Source organism: Arthrobacter sp. JUb119 (genome assembly GCF_024807995.1).
GTDB lineage: Bacteria > Actinomycetota > Actinomycetes > Actinomycetales > Micrococcaceae > Glutamicibacter.
In genome coordinates this window covers 547,328-563,007 of record NZ_JANUFE010000001.1, presented here as the reverse complement: position 1 = coordinate 563,007, position 15,680 = coordinate 547,328, and the positions used below count along the sequence as shown (strand labels likewise).

15 protein-coding genes are annotated in these 15,680 nt (G+C 64.1%); 6 read left to right on the top strand and 9 right to left on the bottom strand.

Annotation, left to right across the window (positions count from 1 at the left end; translation table 11 throughout):
• Nucleotides 1–58 precede the first annotated feature (58 nt).
• Complete coding sequence (locus M2368_RS02705; protein ID WP_332486767.1) at nucleotides 59–250, top strand: hypothetical protein; 192 nt, start codon at nucleotides 59–61, stop codon at nucleotides 248–250.
• A 16-nt stretch (nucleotides 251–266) separates the two neighbouring features.
• Here M2368_RS02705 and M2368_RS02700 read toward each other — a convergent pair whose 3' ends face one another.
• Complete coding sequence (locus tag M2368_RS02700) at nucleotides 267–1,205, bottom strand: phosphotransferase (protein ID WP_332486765.1); 939 nt, start codon at nucleotides 1,203–1,205, stop codon at nucleotides 267–269.
• A 78-nt stretch (nucleotides 1,206–1,283) separates the two neighbouring features.
• Nucleotides 1,284–2,036: a metal-dependent hydrolase gene (locus M2368_RS02695; protein ID WP_105656685.1), complete on the bottom strand. Its 753-nt coding sequence runs from the start codon at nucleotides 2,034–2,036 to the stop codon at nucleotides 1,284–1,286.
• Between the two features lie 62 nt (nucleotides 2,037–2,098).
• Here M2368_RS02695 and M2368_RS02690 point away from each other — a divergent pair, with 62 nt between their 5' ends.
• Complete coding sequence (locus M2368_RS02690) at nucleotides 2,099–2,587, top strand: GNAT family N-acetyltransferase (RefSeq protein ID WP_133834222.1); 489 nt, start codon at nucleotides 2,099–2,101, stop codon at nucleotides 2,585–2,587.
• A complete protein-coding gene (locus M2368_RS02685) occupies nucleotides 2,587–3,873 on the top strand; it encodes an alpha/beta fold hydrolase (protein ID WP_332486761.1) in 1,287 nt (428 codons plus the stop codon). Before M2368_RS02690 ends, M2368_RS02685 begins: the two co-directional genes overlap by 1 nt.
• Before the next feature lie 81 nt (nucleotides 3,874–3,954).
• On the opposite strand, the gene M2368_RS02680 is transcribed toward M2368_RS02685, so the two are convergent.
• The 5 genes from M2368_RS02680 to coaE all read right to left on the bottom strand — a co-directional run bounded on the left by M2368_RS02680 (nucleotide 3,955) and on the right by coaE (nucleotide 8,802).
• Nucleotides 3,955–4,407: a MarR family winged helix-turn-helix transcriptional regulator gene (locus M2368_RS02680; RefSeq protein WP_105656688.1), complete on the bottom strand. Its 453-nt coding sequence runs from the start codon at nucleotides 4,405–4,407 to the stop codon at nucleotides 3,955–3,957.
• Nucleotides 4,408–4,507: 100 nt separating this feature from the next.
• Nucleotides 4,508–5,548: a TerC family protein gene (locus M2368_RS02675; protein WP_105656689.1), complete on the bottom strand. Its 1,041-nt coding sequence runs from the start codon at nucleotides 5,546–5,548 to the stop codon at nucleotides 4,508–4,510.
• A gap of 246 nt (nucleotides 5,549–5,794) precedes the next feature.
• A complete protein-coding gene (gene uvrB, locus M2368_RS02670) occupies nucleotides 5,795–7,882 on the bottom strand; it encodes an excinuclease ABC subunit UvrB (RefSeq protein WP_105656690.1) in 2,088 nt (695 codons plus the stop codon).
• A gap of 72 nt (nucleotides 7,883–7,954) precedes the next feature.
• Nucleotides 7,955–8,203, bottom strand: a complete 249-nt coding sequence (locus M2368_RS02665; RefSeq protein ID WP_105656691.1) for a hypothetical protein — start codon at nucleotides 8,201–8,203, stop codon at nucleotides 7,955–7,957.
• 2 nt (nucleotides 8,204–8,205) lie between these two features.
• Entirely contained in the window at nucleotides 8,206–8,802 is a 597-nt protein-coding gene (coaE, locus tag M2368_RS02660) for a dephospho-CoA kinase (RefSeq protein WP_105656692.1), read from the bottom strand.
• A 25-nt stretch (nucleotides 8,803–8,827) separates the two neighbouring features.
• Here coaE and M2368_RS02655 point away from each other — a divergent pair, with 25 nt between their 5' ends.
• From M2368_RS02655 to M2368_RS02645, 3 genes are all read left to right on the top strand, one after another.
• Nucleotides 8,828–9,502 (top strand): IMPACT family protein, encoded by a 675-nt coding sequence (locus M2368_RS02655; RefSeq protein ID WP_105656693.1) that lies wholly within the window; start codon nucleotides 8,828–8,830, stop codon nucleotides 9,500–9,502.
• A complete protein-coding gene (locus M2368_RS02650; RefSeq protein WP_332486755.1) occupies nucleotides 9,499–10,683 on the top strand; it encodes a class I SAM-dependent methyltransferase in 1,185 nt (394 codons plus the stop codon). The genes M2368_RS02655 and M2368_RS02650 overlap by 4 nt, the downstream gene beginning before the upstream one ends.
• A gap of 62 nt (nucleotides 10,684–10,745) precedes the next feature.
• Nucleotides 10,746–12,422 carry an HNH endonuclease signature motif containing protein gene (locus M2368_RS02645; RefSeq protein ID WP_332486753.1) on the top strand — a complete coding sequence of 559 codons (1,677 nt, stop codon included), beginning with the start codon at nucleotides 10,746–10,748 and terminating at the stop codon, nucleotides 12,420–12,422.
• Nucleotides 12,423–12,450: 28 nt separating this feature from the next.
• Here M2368_RS02645 and M2368_RS02640 read toward each other — a convergent pair whose 3' ends face one another.
• Complete coding sequence (locus M2368_RS02640) at nucleotides 12,451–13,761, bottom strand: hypothetical protein (protein ID WP_105656695.1); 1,311 nt, start codon at nucleotides 13,759–13,761, stop codon at nucleotides 12,451–12,453.
• 246 nt (nucleotides 13,762–14,007) lie between these two features.
• A complete protein-coding gene (gene rpsA / locus M2368_RS02635) occupies nucleotides 14,008–15,483 on the bottom strand; it encodes a 30S ribosomal protein S1 (protein ID WP_013349277.1) in 1,476 nt (491 codons plus the stop codon).
• Nucleotides 15,484–15,680 lie beyond the last annotated feature (197 nt).

The following is a 15,680-nucleotide window of genomic DNA, read 5'->3' as shown; positions in this document are numbered from 1 at the left end:
CGAGGCATCTTCCCGGAGTCCGGTGGCAATGCCGCGGACAGTGCCGTAGGGTATGGCCATGAACGGGTACAAGCTTCGCCTGCTCGGGGCAGTCCTCCTGCTGCTGGTCCTGGTCGGGCTGCTCAGCGGCTGGTCCGAGCTCTTTGCTTCCGGCGCGTGGCTGGCGACCTTGGTCCAGCTCGGTTCGCTGGTCCTGGGCCTGGCCCTGGTCTACCGCGGGGAAAATGCCACGCCGGCCCGGTTCAGTTAGCCCCTGCAACAGCCAGCTAGGCTAGCCGCGCCTTGAGCCATCCAACGGTGGCTGCCGCCTGCTTCGCGTGATAGCTGCGCAGCGTGGGCAGCCCGGGAACCTCGGGCCTGCGCGCCGCGTCCACATAGTAGGCGGCCAGTCCAGCTAAGACCGCGCTGACCGCGTCCGCGCCCACCGATTCGAAGATCGGGTGGGAGGCGGCAATGGCATCCGCATCCAGCGCCGGGTCGAAGATCCGCGCTTCAACCAGCACCGTCAACGCGTCATACCATGCGGCGCCCCGCGAAGCCCACGGCCAATCCACCAGCAGCACTTCTCCGCCGTCGCCCAGCAGGATGTTGTCCGAGCGCAGATCCGAATGCACCAGCTGGTCTCCGGCCAGCGCCCCGATACCGTCCATGGCCAGCCCATGGAGTTCTTCCAGGTTCTGTGCCACCCAGGGATCAGCTGGAAGCCAGCCGTCCTGCATGATCCGCCCAAAACCGGCTACGTCCTCGCGCAGTTCCTCTTCCAGCGGCGGCAGCAGCTCGATCAAGGAAAAAGGGGCCTGATGAGCCAGCTGCGCCAGCGTGTCCAGTACCCGTTCGAGCTGTCCGACCGGCCAGGGAAGCTGCGGGCTGGCCCCTGGGCCTTCAGCGAAGACCAAGGCCTCCCAGCCTTGCCAGCTGATGCGCCCCAGGAACTGCGGAACCGGCAAGGCCGCCGGGAGCTTGGCCGCTATTGCCGCTTCGCGGGCGTGCAATGCCGTGGCCGGGGCACTGAGGCCCGGATGCACCGCCTTGGCGAAGACCCGCTGGCCATCGGCGGTGAGCAGCCGATCGGCGCTGCCCGGGGAAAACCCCGAGGCTTGGCTTAGCGCCCGGATCACCCGGGATCCAAGGTGCGATTCGATCCGAGCGCGCAGTTCGCCAGGAAGCTGATCCCAGGTGATGCGCCGGGTGAATTGAATCTGCATGGTTCGAATCATGCCAGATCACCGGCTGCCAGCCACAGCGCGTTGCACTGCGGCGAGCCGGCAGCGGGCCGGGGGCCCTCAGGCGACGATCAGCGCGATGCCCACATAGGTAGTGAGCAGCGTCGCGAGCAGCCATTCTGCGGTGGAGCCCGTCTCGGCCAGAATCGGCAATGCCACCCGCCCATTGGACTTCCAGCAGCCGCCAATCAGCGGCAGCCGGCGGAACCAGCGCGGCGAGCCGATCTTGATCGGCCACAGCAGGTTGCAGCCGCCGATGGTCAGCATGTCGCCCAGCACGTGCACGATCGCGCCCAGGGAGACTGCCATCAGGAACCAGAGGTTCTGCTCCGGCGCATTCATCCCGACGAAAGTCCCGGCGGCCAAGGCGATAATCCAGCACAGCAGCGGCGGCATGAATTTCATGGTCTTCACCGCGAAGGAAATCAGCAGGATCGCGAACAGCGCCGCGGCCGGGTAGACCGTGCCCAACGCCGCGGTCTGCACATCCCAGCCGTTGGCCAGCCAGGCCAGGAAGATGAAGAAGGCGATGCCGATCAGCGAATGGGTGCCGTTGCGGTGCCCGCCCGAAACCGAACCGACAATCCGCGTGAAAATGCTGGAGAACGGGGGCAGCGAGCGCGCGATCGTGGCCCCATGGTGATCCGCGTCGGGCAGCAGGGCCGCGCCAGCGCAGACGATCGCGCCGGCCAGGGTTTCCCAGCGGTCCATCTGGAAAGTTCCCAGCCCCAGGTTCACCGAACCCACGGTGACGTCAGTTGTAATTGCCAACCATGCGGCTGCGCCGCTCACCGCGTGGTGTCCACCCATCATGCATTCAACCTTAGGTCTGGTCACCGACGTTTTAGCGGTGCGACGGAGGTAAGCTGGAACACATGAGTATTGTGCGTGAAGCTGTTCCGGGCGACTGCCCGCAGATCTTGGCGATGATCCAGGAATTGGCCGACTATGAAAGGGAACCTGATGCGGTGCTCAACACCGCAGCAGACCTCCAATCCCATCTGTTCGGCCCCAATCCCCAGGTCTTCGCCCATGTTGCCGAGGATGAAACCGGGACGCTCAGGGGCATGGCCCTGTGGTATCTGACCTACTCCACTTGGGAAGGCCGGCACGGCATCCATCTGGAGGATCTGTATGTGCGCGAATCCCAGCGCGGTTCAGGCACCGGCACCGCGTTGCTGCGCACGCTGGCGCAGATCTGCGTCGAACGCGGCTACAAGCGCCTGGAATGGTCAGTGCTGGATTGGAACGAGCCGGCCATCAGGTTCTACGACGCCATCGGTTCCAGCTCCATGGACGGCTGGAGCACCCGGCGCCTGGACGGCGAAGCACTGCAACAACTTGGCATGCAAGGAGCGAGCTAATGCGCCACTACCGCGGTATGGATGTCACCGACCATCGCATCGAGGTTCCACTGGATCACGCCGATCCGCAGGGCGAAAAGATCTCGGTCTTCGCCCGCGAGATCAGCACCGGCACGGCCAAGCCCTGGCTGCTGTTCCTGCAGGGCGGTCCAGGGGGCAAATCCCCGCGCCCCGGTTCCTTGTCGGGGTGGTTGGCCGAAGCCACCAAGCACTTCCGCGTGCTGCTGCTGGACCAGCGCGGCACCGGACTGTCCACCCCGGCTAACCGCAAGTCCCTGCCGCTGCGCGGGGACTCGGCCGCCCAGGCCCGCTACCTCTCGCATTTCCGCGCCGACTCGATTGTGCGCGACGCCGAAGCCCTGCGCGAGCACCTGGGCATCGAGCAGTGGAGCACCCTGGGGCAGAGCTACGGCGGGTTCTGCACCCTGACCTATCTCTCGCTCTTCCCGCAGTCGCTCACCCGCTGCCTGGTCACCGGCGGGCTGGCCTCGCTGGATGCCGATGCGAAGACCGTCTACCGCGCCACCTACCAGCGGATGGCAGAACGCAACCGCGAGTACTTCTCCTGGTACCCCGAGGACTTCCAGACCCTGCACAGGATCTACGAGCATGTGCGCACCAATGACGATGAGCTGCTGCCCAACGGCCAGCGCGTCACCGTGCCGCTGGTGCAGATGCTGGGCATGTACCTGGGCGGAAACACCCGGGTGCACCTGCTGCATCACATCTTCGAGGAGGCCTTCAGCTTCACCCCGGGCGGCGACCGCCTCTCGGATAGCTTCCTCGAAGCGCTCTTGGCCCAGAGCTCTTTCGCCTCGAACCCGCTCTATGCGCTGATGCATGAAACCATCTATGCCCAAGGCGAGCCGACCAATTTCGCGGCCGAACAAGTCCTGCCGGAATTCGCCGACTTCACCCGCCACGCGGCGACCCCGCTGCTGACCGGCGAGATGATCTACAGCTGGCACTTCGCCGAAGATCCTGCCCTGCGCCCCCTGGAGGACGTGGCCCGCATCCTGGCCGAGCACGAAGGCTTCGGCCCGCTCTACGATCTGGACGTCCTGGCCAAGAACACCGTGCCTGTGGCCGCCGCGGTCTACCATGACGACGTCTATGTGGACCGCGAGCTCTCGCTGCGCACCGCCTCGCAGGTGGCCGGGTTGCAGACCTGGGTGACCGATCAATTCCACCATGACGGCATCGGCGACGATGGCCCGGCGATCTTCCGCCGGCTGCTGGCCATGGCCAACGGCGAAGACCCGGACGCCGCGGCCCAGGACAGCTAGCCCGCGCACCGGCTAGGTTAACGCGCAGGGCGCTTGAATCCCCCGGGGATTCAAGCGCCCTGCGCGTTAAGCCTTCTGCTGCTAATGGTCCAGCTTCGCGGCAACCTGGTCATTCAACCGCTGCAGCAGCGGCACAGCCTGCGCCAGAATCCGCCGTTCCTCGGCGCTGAAGGAATCGATGCCGCCGGCCAGCGAGGAAATCGCGCGTTGCCGGTAGGCTTCGATGGCCTCCTTGCCGTCGCCGGTCAGGCTCACCAGGCTGGCGCGCCCGTCCCCAGGGTCCGGTTGGCGCTGGACCAACTGGTCGTTTTCCATGCGGATGACCAGACCGGTCATGGTCGGCTGGGCCACGCGCTGCTCGATCGCCAAGTCGCCCACGCGCTGGGGGCCCAACCGGTCCAGGGTGGAAAGCACCCGCCAAGCGGTCACCGATCGGCCTTGCCCGGCCGCGCGTCCAAGCAGCCGGGACATGGTGCCCGACGCTAGTGCTACGCCGGTGGCAATGCCACTGGCTTCTGTCGATAGGTCGCTCATGGAAAATACCTTAGCAGAACAGCATAGGCACACTATGCGGGTGCGGAAAACCCGCCGGGGCCAGTTGGAAGCAACTGGTCCCGGCGGGTAATTGTGCGGATTACTTGGCCGCGTCCTGCTCTGCAGCTTCCGCTGCGCCGGCGAGCTCCGCGGCTTCAGCCGAAGCAGCGGCGCGCTTGCCCCATGGGCTCCACAGCGACAGCACGGTTGCGATAACGATCGCGCCCAGGATGACCAGCAGCGAAACACCCACGGAAATGTCCAGCCACGCGTAATGCAGCGGCTCGCCGCCGTTGATGAACGGCAGGCTGTTCTCGTGCAGGGCGTGGAAGACCAGCTTCACGCCGATGAAAGCGAGGATGAAGCTCAGTGCGTGCTTCAGGAAGACCAGGCGGTTCATCAGGCCACCGAGCAGGAAGTACAGCTGGCGCAAGCCCATCAGCGCGAAGATGTTCGCGGTGAACACAATGAACGCGGACTTGGTCAGGCCGAAGATCGCCGGGATCGAGTCGAAGGCGAACAGCAGGTCGGTCATGCCGATGGTCACGAAGACCAGCACCATCGGGGTGAACAGCTTCTTGCCGTCGACCACGGTGCGCAGCTTGGCGCCATCGAAGTCCTTGGAAATCGGCAGCTTGGAGGTCAGCTTCTTGACCAGGCCGCTTTCCTCGTCCTCATCCTCGTCCTTGAGCTGGTTCCATGCGGTCCAGAGCAGGAAGGCACCGAAGATGTAGAAGACCCACGACCACTGCTCGATGATCGCGGCGCCGAGCACAATGAAGATTGCGCGCAGGACCAACGCGATGATGATGCCGAACATCAGCACTTCCTGCTGGTACTTACGCGGTACCGAGAAGCGCGCCATGATGATGATGAAGACGAACAGGTTGTCCACCGACAACGCGTATTCGGTGACCCAGCCGGCGTAGAATTCCTGGCCAAGCTGGGGTCCAGCCTGCGTCCAGATCACGGCACCGAAGATCAATGCCAAGGAGATGTAGATGCCGACAAAAATGCCTGCTTCCTTCATGGAAGGAATGTGCGGACGCTTGGTGACGTACAGCAGGTCTGCGATGAGCACCGCGCACAGAACAATCAGCGCGATGATCTCGAATTGAATAGTTAACCCATTAGTGCCCACGGACGAGCGACCTTTCGTTGGAGGGTATGGAAAATCGCCGCAAGTCTCTCCGCCGCCACACCAGAATTCGAAACACTTCGATAGCTGGCTCAGTGATCGGCTGCTGTGCCCGGCGAAACATCATTGGTTCGCGTGTTGACGTCCACAGCATTGGGATACTCCCCTACGTCCAGTGATCAAGTGTAGCGCACAGGAACTGCACAGGCTTGGCGCATGTCCCAATTACTGCGCCGGACAGCAGCAGGGCTACGCGTGCCCGGCAGCCTTCATCTGGCGCAATTCCTTCTTCAACTCGGAAACTTCATCGCGGATCCGGGCGGCCAGTTCGAACTGCAACTCAGCGGCCGCGGCGTGCATCTGCTCGGTCATTTCCCCGATCTGGGCCAGCAGGTCCTCGGCCGGGGCGGCGGCCAGCCCATCCTTGCGCACCGCGGACGAGGCCTTGGTGCGCTTGGCATTCTTCGCCAACCGGTTGTTGTTCAGCAGTTCCTGGGTGTCGGCATCCTCACGCGCCAGCTGGTCGGTGATGTCAGCGATCTTCTTGCGCAGCGGCGTGGGGTCGATCCCGTGCTCCTTGTTGTGCGCTTCCTGGATTGCCCGTCGGCGATTGGTCTCCTCGATCGCCTGGTCCATCGCATCGGTGATCTTGTCGGCATACATGATCACCTGGCCCGAGACGTTACGCGCGGCACGGCCGATGGTCTGGATCAGGCTGGTGGCCGAACGCAGGAAGCCCTGCTTGTCGGCATCCAGGATCGCGACCAGCGAAACCTCGGGCAAATCCAGGCCCTCGCGCAGCAGGTTAATGCCCACCAGCACGTCGAAGGAACCCATGCGCAGCTCGCGCAGCAGCTCCACGCGGCGGATCGTGTCCACATCGGAGTGCAGGTACTGCACCCGCACCTGGTGCTCGGTGAGGTAGTCTGTCAGGTCCTCGGCCATGCGCTTGGTCAGCGTGGTGACCAGCACGCGCTCATCGCGATCCACACGGGTACGGATCTCATCGAGCAGGTCATCGATCTGGCCCTTGGTGGGCTTGACGATGATCTCGGGGTCGATCAGCCCGGTGGGGCGGATGATCTGCTCCACGAACCCGTCGGACTTGCCCAGCTCGTACTTGCCCGGGGTGGCCGAAAGGTACACGGTCTGCCCGATGCGCTCAAGGAACTCATCCCATTTCAGCGGGCGGTTGTCCATGGCACTTGGCAGGCGGAAGCCGTGTTCCACCAGCGTGCGCTTGCGGGACATGTCGCCCTCGTACATGGCGCCGATCTGCGGCACGGTGACATGCGACTCGTCGATCACCAGCAGGAAGTCATCGGGGAAATAGTCGATCAGGCAGTGCGGGGCGCTGCCGGCATCGCGGCCGTCGATATGGCGCGAGTAGTTCTCGATGCCGTTGCAGAAACCCATCTGCTCCATCATTTCCAGGTCGTAGGTGGTGCGCATGCGCAGCCGCTGGGCCTCGACGAGCTTGTTCTGCGATTCCAGCTCCTTCAGGCGCACCGCCAGCTCGTCCTCGATCCGCTTGATCGCCTTGTGCATCCGCTCGGCACCGGCCACATAGTGGCTGGCCGGGAAGATGTACATCTCGGTCTCCTCGCGGATCACCTCGCCGGTGACCGGGTGCAGGGTGTGGATCGCTTCCACCTCGTCGCCGAAGAACTCGATGCGCACGGCCTGCTCTTCGTACATCGGGATGATCTCCACCGTGTCCCCGCGCACGCGGAAGGTGCCGCGGTGGAAGTCCATGTCGTTGCGGGTGTACTGCATGGCCACGAACTGGCGCAGCATCGCGTCGCGGTTCAGTTCCTCGCCGGTGCGCACGGTGACCATCCCGGCCACGTATTCCTCGGGAGTGCCCAGGCCGTAGATGCACGAGACGGTGGCGACCACAATGGTGTCGCGGCGGGTGAGCAGGGAGTTGGTGGCCGAGTGGCGCAGGCGCTCGACTTCCTCGTTGATCGAGGAGTCCTTCTCGATGAAGGTATCGGTCTGCGGGACGTAGGCCTCGGGCTGGTAGTAGTCGTAGTAGGAGACGAAGTACTCCACCGCGTTATTGGGCATCAGCTCGCGGAACTCGTTGGCCAGCTGGGCGGCCAGGGTCTTGTTCTGCACCAGCACCAGGGTGGGGCGCTGCACCTGCTCCACCAGCCAGGCGGTGGTCGCGGACTTGCCGGTACCGGTGGCACCGAGCAGCACGATGTCCTTCTCGCCGGCGTTGATCCGCTCGGTCAGCTGCTTGATGGCCTGCGGCTGGTCGCCGGCAGGCTGGTACTCGCTGATGACTTCGAAGGGGGCGACCACGCGCTTGATCGGCTGTGCAAGACTCATGCTTCCAGCATATCCACTTGCCCCGACCGTTGGGGCTGCGCCCTAGCCAGCTTTCAGCTTAAACCCGGGGTGCTATTTGCGCATCCCGTAGCGGATCGCATTGCGCTTGACGGTGCGCTGGATGCTGCTGCCGAAGAATCCCACGGTCATGATGGTGGCGGCAATCAGCCCCAGCAAGGCCAGGCAGCCGGAAATGTAGACCACCGGCGAATACGGCCCGGATTCGCTGGCAACGAATTCGGCGCGGCCGCCAAAACCGAGCCACAGCACCAAGGCGACGGCGAAAGCGATCAGGGTGCTCCACTTGCAGATCTTGTACATTCCTACTCCTGTGCTGGCGCCAATTGGCGGTAGAGGGCAGAAACCTGCCCCTCCAGTTCTTCCAAGGTACCGGAATTATCCAGCAGGTAGTCGGCTACGGCCGCCCGCTGGTCATCCGTGGCCTGCGCGGCCATCCGGGCCTCGGCGTCTTCCCGGGTCCAGCCGCGATCCTGGACCATGCGGCGAATGCGTTCGGCGTGCGGGGCGGCCACGACGACCACCGCGTCGAAGCTGTCCAGCTGGCCGGTCTCGACCAGCAGCGGGATGTCCTCGACCACCAGCGAGCCGGCTGGCGCTCCTTGGCGCAACTTCGCCGCTTGCTCCCGCACCAGCGGGTGCACGATCGCGTTGAGCTTGGCCCGCGCCGCCTCGTCGGCGAAGACTATCGCGCCTAATGCGGGACGGTTCAGCGACCCGTCGGCCAGCAAAACGGCTTCGCCAAACGTGTCCTTGATCGCAGCCAGCCCGGGCGTGCCGGGTTCGACCACCTGGCGCGCCAACGCGTCGGCATCGATGACTACGGCTCCCAGGGCGGCCAATTTGGCCGCGACCGCAGATTTTCCGGAGGCCACTCCCCCGGTCAGTCCCACATGCATCATGTTCCCACCCTATAAACTAAGAGGGATGAACACCAACGACTCGGCCGCGACACGGTACACGACCTTGACCAGCGATTGCGTGCACGAGCTGGAAATCAAGCGTTCGCGATTCATCACCTACCTCTACCGGGTCGAAACCGAGGCCGCCGCCCGCGCGCAGATCGCGGCCCTGCGCAAGACCCACTTCGATGCCCGCCACCACTGCAGCGCGTTCATCCTGGGCCCCGATCGCATGGCCCAGCGCTCCAACGACGACGGCGAGCCCTCGGGCACCGCCGGCATCCCGATGCTCGATGCCCTGGCCAAGCGCGAAATCGCCGACGGCAGCGTGCTCTCGGACGTGCTGGCCGTGGTGGTCCGCTACTTCGGCGGGATCAAGCTTGGCGCCGGCGGACTGGTCCGCGCATATTCCGAGGCGGTATCTTCCGGGCTGGACAATGCGCAGCTGCACCTGCGCCAGCGCATGCGGATCTTCACCTTCGCCGCCGCCCACGCCGACGCGGCCCGCTACGAGAACGAGCTGCGCGCCGCCGGCTACCAGGTCGAACCGACCCTCTGGCAGGCCGATGCCGCAATCGTGCAGATCGGCATCCCGGACACGCCCGAAGCCGCCGCGCAGCTGCGCACCGGCATCGCCTCACTCACCTCCGGCGCCGGGGAACTGGCCGCCGCCAACACGCAATGGGTTGATCTGATTTGAACTCCGCCGCCAATCCCGAAGGCACGCCCGCTGCCGCCAGCAGCCTCCAGGCCCTGCTGCCCGCCCTGCGCCGCTGGCCCGATGTCGAAGCCGCCAACCTCTACGCCGCCGACGCCTGCGACCGGCTCATCCTGGACACCTGCGCCGCCGCGGCCGGACCCTCGGACCGCTGGCCGGATGCCATCGCGGTCATCGGCGACCACTACGGCGCGCTGGCCCTGGGCGCACTGGCACTAGGCAGCACGAGCGTGCGCGTGCACACCGATTCGCTCACCGCGCGCCGGGCCATCGAGGCCAACCTCGCCCGGCTCATGCCCGAGCGGGCCGGACACCTCGAATTCTGCACCCTGGAACAGGTTGCCCAGGGCGCCAGTTCGATCCTGCTGGCCCTGCCTCGCGGACTGGACGTGCTGGGCGAACAGGCCGCCGCGGCAGCAGCCGTCGCCGATCCCGGCGCGAAGCTTTTCGCCGGGGGCCGCATCAAGCACATGAGCCGTTCCATGAACGAGGTGCTCGCGGAGCATTTCACCCGCGTCGACGTCTCGCTGGCCCGGCAGAAATCCCGGGTGCTCACCGCCAGCACCCCGCGCGCCGAACAGCCCGCCAGCAGCTTCCCGGCCACTGCCACCCACCAGGTGCGCGGCACCAGCTTCACGCTGCATGCCGGTGCCGGGACCTTCGGTGCCGCCCGGCTGGATCCGGGCACCCGGCTGCTGCTGGAAAACCTTCCGGACCTCTCCGGGCACGCCACGCTGGTCGATCTGGCCTGCGGCAACGGCGCGATCGGCATCTGCGCAGCACTGGAAAACCCGCAGCTGCGCGTGGACGCCTCGGACCATTCGGCCTCCGCGGTCGCCTCCACCCTGGCCGCCGCTCAACGCAACAACCTGGACGGTCGCCTCACTGCCGTGCAGGATGACGCCCTGGGCCGCCTGCCCGACGCCAGCGCCACCCTGGTCACGCTGAACCCGCCCTTCCACATCGGCAACACCGTCACCGCCGACATCGCGTTCAAGCTGATCGACGACGCCGCCCGCGTGCTCGCTCCCGGAGGCACCCTGCTGTGCGTGTTCAACTCGCACCTGCGCTACCGCAGCGAATTGGCCCGCCGCGTTGGCCCCACCGAACAGCTGGCCCGCGACAGGACCTTCACCGTGACTGCATCAACCCGCGCGCACTAGGCTTTTCCACAGGCCGTATTGCCGGCCGGCACGCCGCGCACCGCCTGGCGCATGCTGGGGCCATGAACAGAACTGTCAGCCAGGCGCTAGCCGGGCTTGCCCAAGCGATCAAGGACGCGCCGGCCCTCGCGGTGGACGACGCCCTGGCCGTCGCCGCGTTCATCCCCGTCCTGCACCAGACCCTGCTCTGCGCCGATCCAGCCACCGGCCCCGAGTCCCACTACCTGCACGATCCGCGCTACGCCTTGGCCCTGTCCACCGCGGCTGAAGCTTCGGCCCACCAGGCCCTTCGCACCCAGATCTACGCAGCCCACCTGGTCGATGACACCGCGGCGCACACCCTGGCCCAGGTTGAACTCGCCGCAGCCCGCCAGGGCACCACCGATTTCTCCGTCCCTGCCCAGCGCACCGGAAAGCGGCCCAGCTTCACCGGCCCTGCGGCACTGCTGGCATCCTGGCTGCGCACCGACCATTTCGAGGCCAAGCGCCGCATCCAATCCGCCAGCCACGTCTTCGCGCAATACGACTACCAACATCAGCGGCACCAGGCACAGTTCCCTTTGCTGGCGCGGCGCTTCGCCGATCTGCGCCAGCCGCCAGCCGAAGTGCTCAGCGCGGCCCGGCGCCTGGGCGCTCTGGAACCCCAACGCGACGAATACGCCGCACCGGCCACCGCCTCGGCGCTCACCGAAGATGGCGAGCTGCTTGAATCCATCGTCAACCAGCAATTGGACGAGCCCGACCCCGGCACCCGCAGGCAATTGGTCAACAGCTTCCTGAAATCCCAGAAGGAACGCTTGGGCAAGAAGCGGCCCGAAGCCCAGGAAGGCCTGTACCGGCGGGGCGAACGCGGCGGCCTGGTCCACTACGACCTCGCCCTGCGCCCTACGCGCGCAGAACTCTTCGAATCGGGCATTTCGCAAAGCGACAATCCCCGCTCCGGTTCCGGCCAAGCCGCACGGGAGGCTTTTGCCCAGTCTCCGGGACAACGTACAGAGCAGGATGCTGCCCCTGGCACTTCCTACCAGGCCGACGCCGGAGGCCATCCGGACTTCTTGACCGATGAGGAAGCTGCCGCCAGCGAAGATCCTGTTTCCCCACCGCTTTCTCCCGCGGCACGCCGCCTCAACGGCCTGATGAATCTGCTGGAGATCAACACGAAGCGGCTCCAGGAGCTGCTGGATGCCGCGCGCAATGGCGGGACCCCCAAGGGCGCCGATGGGAATGATGCAGGCACCGTGGATGTCCCCACCATCACCCCGCAGGTCGTGGTCATGCTGACCTTGGACGAGTTGGAAGGCCGCGCGAGAACCCATGGCATCACCCAGCACGGTTTCAAGCTCGATGCAACTGACCTGCGCCAGACCCTGTCCAGGGCACGCATCATCCCGATGGTGCTCGGCGGCAGGGGCGAGCTGCTTGATATCGGGCGCAGCCAGCGCAAGCATCCGAACTACATGCGTCTGGGTGTTGCGGTGCGCGATCGCGGCTGCATAGTTCCCGGGTGCACCATGGATCCCGAACGCTGCAACATCCACCACATCTGGTTCTGGTCCGAGGGCGGTGTCACTGCGGTCTACTGGAGCGCGATGCTCTGCGACACGCATCATCATGACGTTCATGCCGGGTTGATCAAGGTCATTGCCGACGATGGCGTACCCAAGGTCATCCTGCCCAGCTTCGTCGATCCCACCCAGACCCCGGTGCGCAACAGCTACCACATGGCCAAGGCCGCCTAGTTCGCGGCAATGCGCCGGCGCCATCCGGCTAGATCAAGAAAGGGCGTCCACCGTGCACGCGGACGGCTTGGGCGTTGATCCCCAATGGACGAAGGTCGATCCGGTCGATCTCGCCCCGCTCATTATTCTCGAAAGTATCAGCCGTAACCGAATCACCGGCAGGGGTCAGAACCGCCAGGCGGCGCTTGGTTCTGGCCAGAGGCTCGCGTGCCGATGCCGGGACGTAGTAGGCGCTGGCCTGCTTCCCTCCACCGTAGAGCCATGAAACGCGCACCGCGACCGGGCGTGAGCCCCAGCCGCTGAGCCCTGCAATGACCAAGCGCTGGCCGGTTGCCTCTAGCAGTTTCCCATTCAGGTTCTCCCCATAGACCCAGGGCTGGGAGGCGATGCCCAGGAACTCTTCGGCCGAGCGCTGGTTGACCGCATGCACCCCGTGCACCGGGCACACCTCTGAGCAGAAAATGAATCGCGGATCCTCAAATTTCTGCTTGGATCCGTTCTTGTCGTCGTTGCGGCACAGGCAGGCCCCGGTTTCTTCCGTTTCGATGAGGATCGCGTTGCCATAGGCCCGCAATGACGTTGGACCAATTCGGTGGTCCGCTGGAACTTCGAGTGCGAAAAGTCCCATCGATTTCAAGCGCATCCAGCGCAGCATGCTCAGCAGCAGGCTGATGCCCAGCAGGACGGCCGCGGCGTACACGTCAAGACGGTAACCTTCATCCAAGTCATGCAGCGAATAAACTTCCGTGCTGACCAGTTCCCAGCCCAGCCGGAGCAGCGGGTAGATCAGTGCTCCTACCGCAAGCTTCCATACCATGGGCGACATTTGCTTGGTGATTCCAAAATCGCTCTCTTGCCCCGGCGCCAAGGCGATGCCTCCTGAGGCTTCACGCTTCCAGGTTCTCAGCAGGCGTCGGAACCGTGCGTCCATGAGACCTACGGACAGTGCGAGCAGCAGGAAATAGCCCAGCGCCAGCATCAGGATCCTTTGCAGGTCCCCGGCAGGAGCCAGCAGGAAATAGATTCCGGCGGCTACGCCCAAGCCCATCCAGGGTGATTGCCGTCCGCCGCCAAAGATCATGGCCAGGACGGTAGCGACCATGGAGAAGGAGAGGATGTCCATGAAGCCCTTGTCCAGGTACGGGGAATGCAGAAGATCCGAACGGACGAAGACCACCAGTGCAACCAGCGGAAGCCAGGTCGCTACGGCAACCCAGAAATTGGGAATAGTGCGCGGTACAGTTTCCCACTCCTCGCGGCTGACCTGGCGCACCGGGATCTGCTGTCCGGCAGTTGCGCCTGCCGCATAGTCTGCCGGCGAATTTCCTGTCGTTGCCATGTGCTACTACCTGCCGTTAGTGAGTCCACCTGATCGGTGCACTTTTAGTCTAACCTCAGCAAGTATTAAGAGCAGTGCTCCTTCGGAGCTATTCCTGCCCGGCGGATGTCAGCAGAAATAATGACGTGCCAGCCATGCCGGCAAGCAAAAAACCAGTTAAACAACGAAGGTCCAACCCTTGCAGGGTTGGACCTTCGTGAATCAGCTAAAGCTAATCACGATCTCTGCACGAGGCAGAAGCCGGAATTAGTTGCCGGTCAGCTTCTCGCGCAGTGCAGCCAGTGCTTCGTCCGAAGCCAGGGTGCCTGCATCGGTGGCTGGTGCCTCCGAGGAGTACGAAGCTGGAGCTGGCTCGGAACCACCGGCAGCAGCAGGCTCTGCTTCTGCGTCGGCAGCGATAGCGGCAACAACCTGCTTCTTGTGTGCTTCCCAACGCTCCTGGGCAGCAGCGTACTGTGCTTCCCATGCAGCGCGCTGGGTGTCGAAGCCCTCGAGCCATTCGTTCGACTCTGGGTCGAAGCCCTCTGGGTACTTGTAGTTGCCGGCCTCGTCGTACTCTGCAGCCATGCCGTAGAGTGCTGGGTCGAACTCGGTGCCCTCTGGGTCAACACCTTCGTTAGCCTGCTTGAGCGACAGCGAGATGCGGCGGCGCTCCAGGTCGATGTCGATGACCTTGACGAACAGTTCGTCGCCAACGGAGACAACCTGCTCAGCCAGTTCAACGTGGCGAACTGCAAGCTCGGAGATGTGAACCAGGCCTTCGATGCCGTCTTCGACGCGTACGAACGCACCGAATGGAACCAGCTTGGTAACCTTGCCCGGTACAACCTGACCCAGTGCGTGGGTGCGGGCGAAGGTCTGCCAAGGATCTTCCTGGGTAGCCTTCAGCGACAGGGAAACGCGCTCGCGGTCCAGATCGACTTCCAGAACCTCTACGGTTACTTCCTGGCCAACCTCGACAACCTCGGATGGGTGGTCGATGTGCTTCCAGGACAGTTCGGAAACGTGTACCAGGCCGTCTACGCCGCCCAGGTCCACGAATGCACCGAAGTTGACGATGGAGGAAACAACGCCCGGACGAACCTGGCCCTTTTCCAGCTTGTTGAGGAAGGTCGAGCGAACCTCGGACTGGGTCTGCTCGAGCCATGCACGGCGGGAAAGCACAACGTTGTTGCGGTTCTTGTCCAGCTCGATGATCTTGGCTTCGATTTCCTGGCCGATGTATGGAGCCAGGTCGCGCACACGGCGCATCTCGACGAGCGATGCTGGCAGGAAGCCACGCAGGCCGATGTCCAGGATGAGGCCACCCTTGACAACCTCGATGACGGTACCGGTAACGACGCCGTCCTCTTCCTTGATCTTTTCGATGTCGCCCCAAGCGCGCTCGTACTGCGCACGCTTCTTGGACAGGATCAGGCGGCCTTCCTTGTCTTCCTTGGTCAGGACCAAGGCTTCGACGCTGTCGCCAACGGTGACAACTTCACCTGGGTCAACGTCATGCTTGATGGAAAGCTCGCGGGAAGGGATGACACCTTCGGTCTTGTAACCGATGTCGAGCAGAACTTCGTCGTGGTCAACCTTGACGACGGTGCCTTCGACGAGGTCACCATCGTTGAAGTACTTGATGGTGGCGTCGACTGCGGCCAAGAAGTCCTCAGCAGATCCAATGTCGTTGATTGCGACGACTGGTGCGCTGTTGTTCTCGTTCGAGGTGATGGTCATGTAGTAGGGACTCCGATGTGGATAGATTTGATCAGTCGAAACCCCGGAAGTCCCGGAATTTCGAAGGGGGTAGAACATGAATGCGGACATGACGAAGCCATGGCACGCTGTTCAAGTCTACGCGCCTAGCACACCGCGGGTCAAAGCGTAACCCGCTAACATCCTCGCCAGCATTTTGTGAACTTCGTCATATCAAC

What these genes read in the sequence shown, in the direction of transcription:
- M2368_RS02665 (WP_105656691.1), bottom strand. Translation starts at nt 8,203, where the DNA reads ATGTACAAGATCTGCAAGTGGAGCACCCTGATCGCTTTCGCCGTCGCC.
- M2368_RS02680 (WP_105656688.1), bottom strand. Translation starts at nt 4,407, where the DNA reads ATGAGCGACCTATCGACAGAAGCCAGTGGCATTGCCACCGGCGTAGCA.
- M2368_RS02685 (WP_332486761.1), top strand. Translation starts at nt 2,587, where the DNA reads ATGCGCCACTACCGCGGTATGGATGTCACCGACCATCGCATCGAGGTT.
- M2368_RS02705 (WP_332486767.1), top strand. Translation starts at nt 59, where the DNA reads ATGAACGGGTACAAGCTTCGCCTGCTCGGGGCAGTCCTCCTGCTGCTG.
- M2368_RS02640 (WP_105656695.1), bottom strand. Translation starts at nt 13,761, where the DNA reads ATGGCAACGACAGGAAATTCGCCGGCAGACTATGCGGCAGGCGCAACT.
- M2368_RS02645 (WP_332486753.1), top strand. Translation starts at nt 10,746, where the DNA reads ATGAACAGAACTGTCAGCCAGGCGCTAGCCGGGCTTGCCCAAGCGATC.
- M2368_RS02655 (WP_105656693.1), top strand. Translation starts at nt 8,828, where the DNA reads ATGAACACCAACGACTCGGCCGCGACACGGTACACGACCTTGACCAGC.
- uvrB (WP_105656690.1), bottom strand. Translation starts at nt 7,882, where the DNA reads ATGAGTCTTGCACAGCCGATCAAGCGCGTGGTCGCCCCCTTCGAAGTC.
- M2368_RS02700 (WP_332486765.1), bottom strand. Translation starts at nt 1,205, where the DNA reads ATGCAGATTCAATTCACCCGGCGCATCACCTGGGATCAGCTTCCTGGC.
- rpsA (WP_013349277.1), bottom strand. Translation starts at nt 15,483, where the DNA reads ATGACCATCACCTCGAACGAGAACAACAGCGCACCAGTCGTCGCAATC.
- M2368_RS02690 (WP_133834222.1), top strand. Translation starts at nt 2,099, where the DNA reads ATGAGTATTGTGCGTGAAGCTGTTCCGGGCGACTGCCCGCAGATCTTG.
- coaE (WP_105656692.1), bottom strand. Translation starts at nt 8,802, where the DNA reads ATGATGCATGTGGGACTGACCGGGGGAGTGGCCTCCGGAAAATCTGCG.
- M2368_RS02695 (WP_105656685.1), bottom strand. Translation starts at nt 2,036, where the DNA reads ATGATGGGTGGACACCACGCGGTGAGCGGCGCAGCCGCATGGTTGGCA.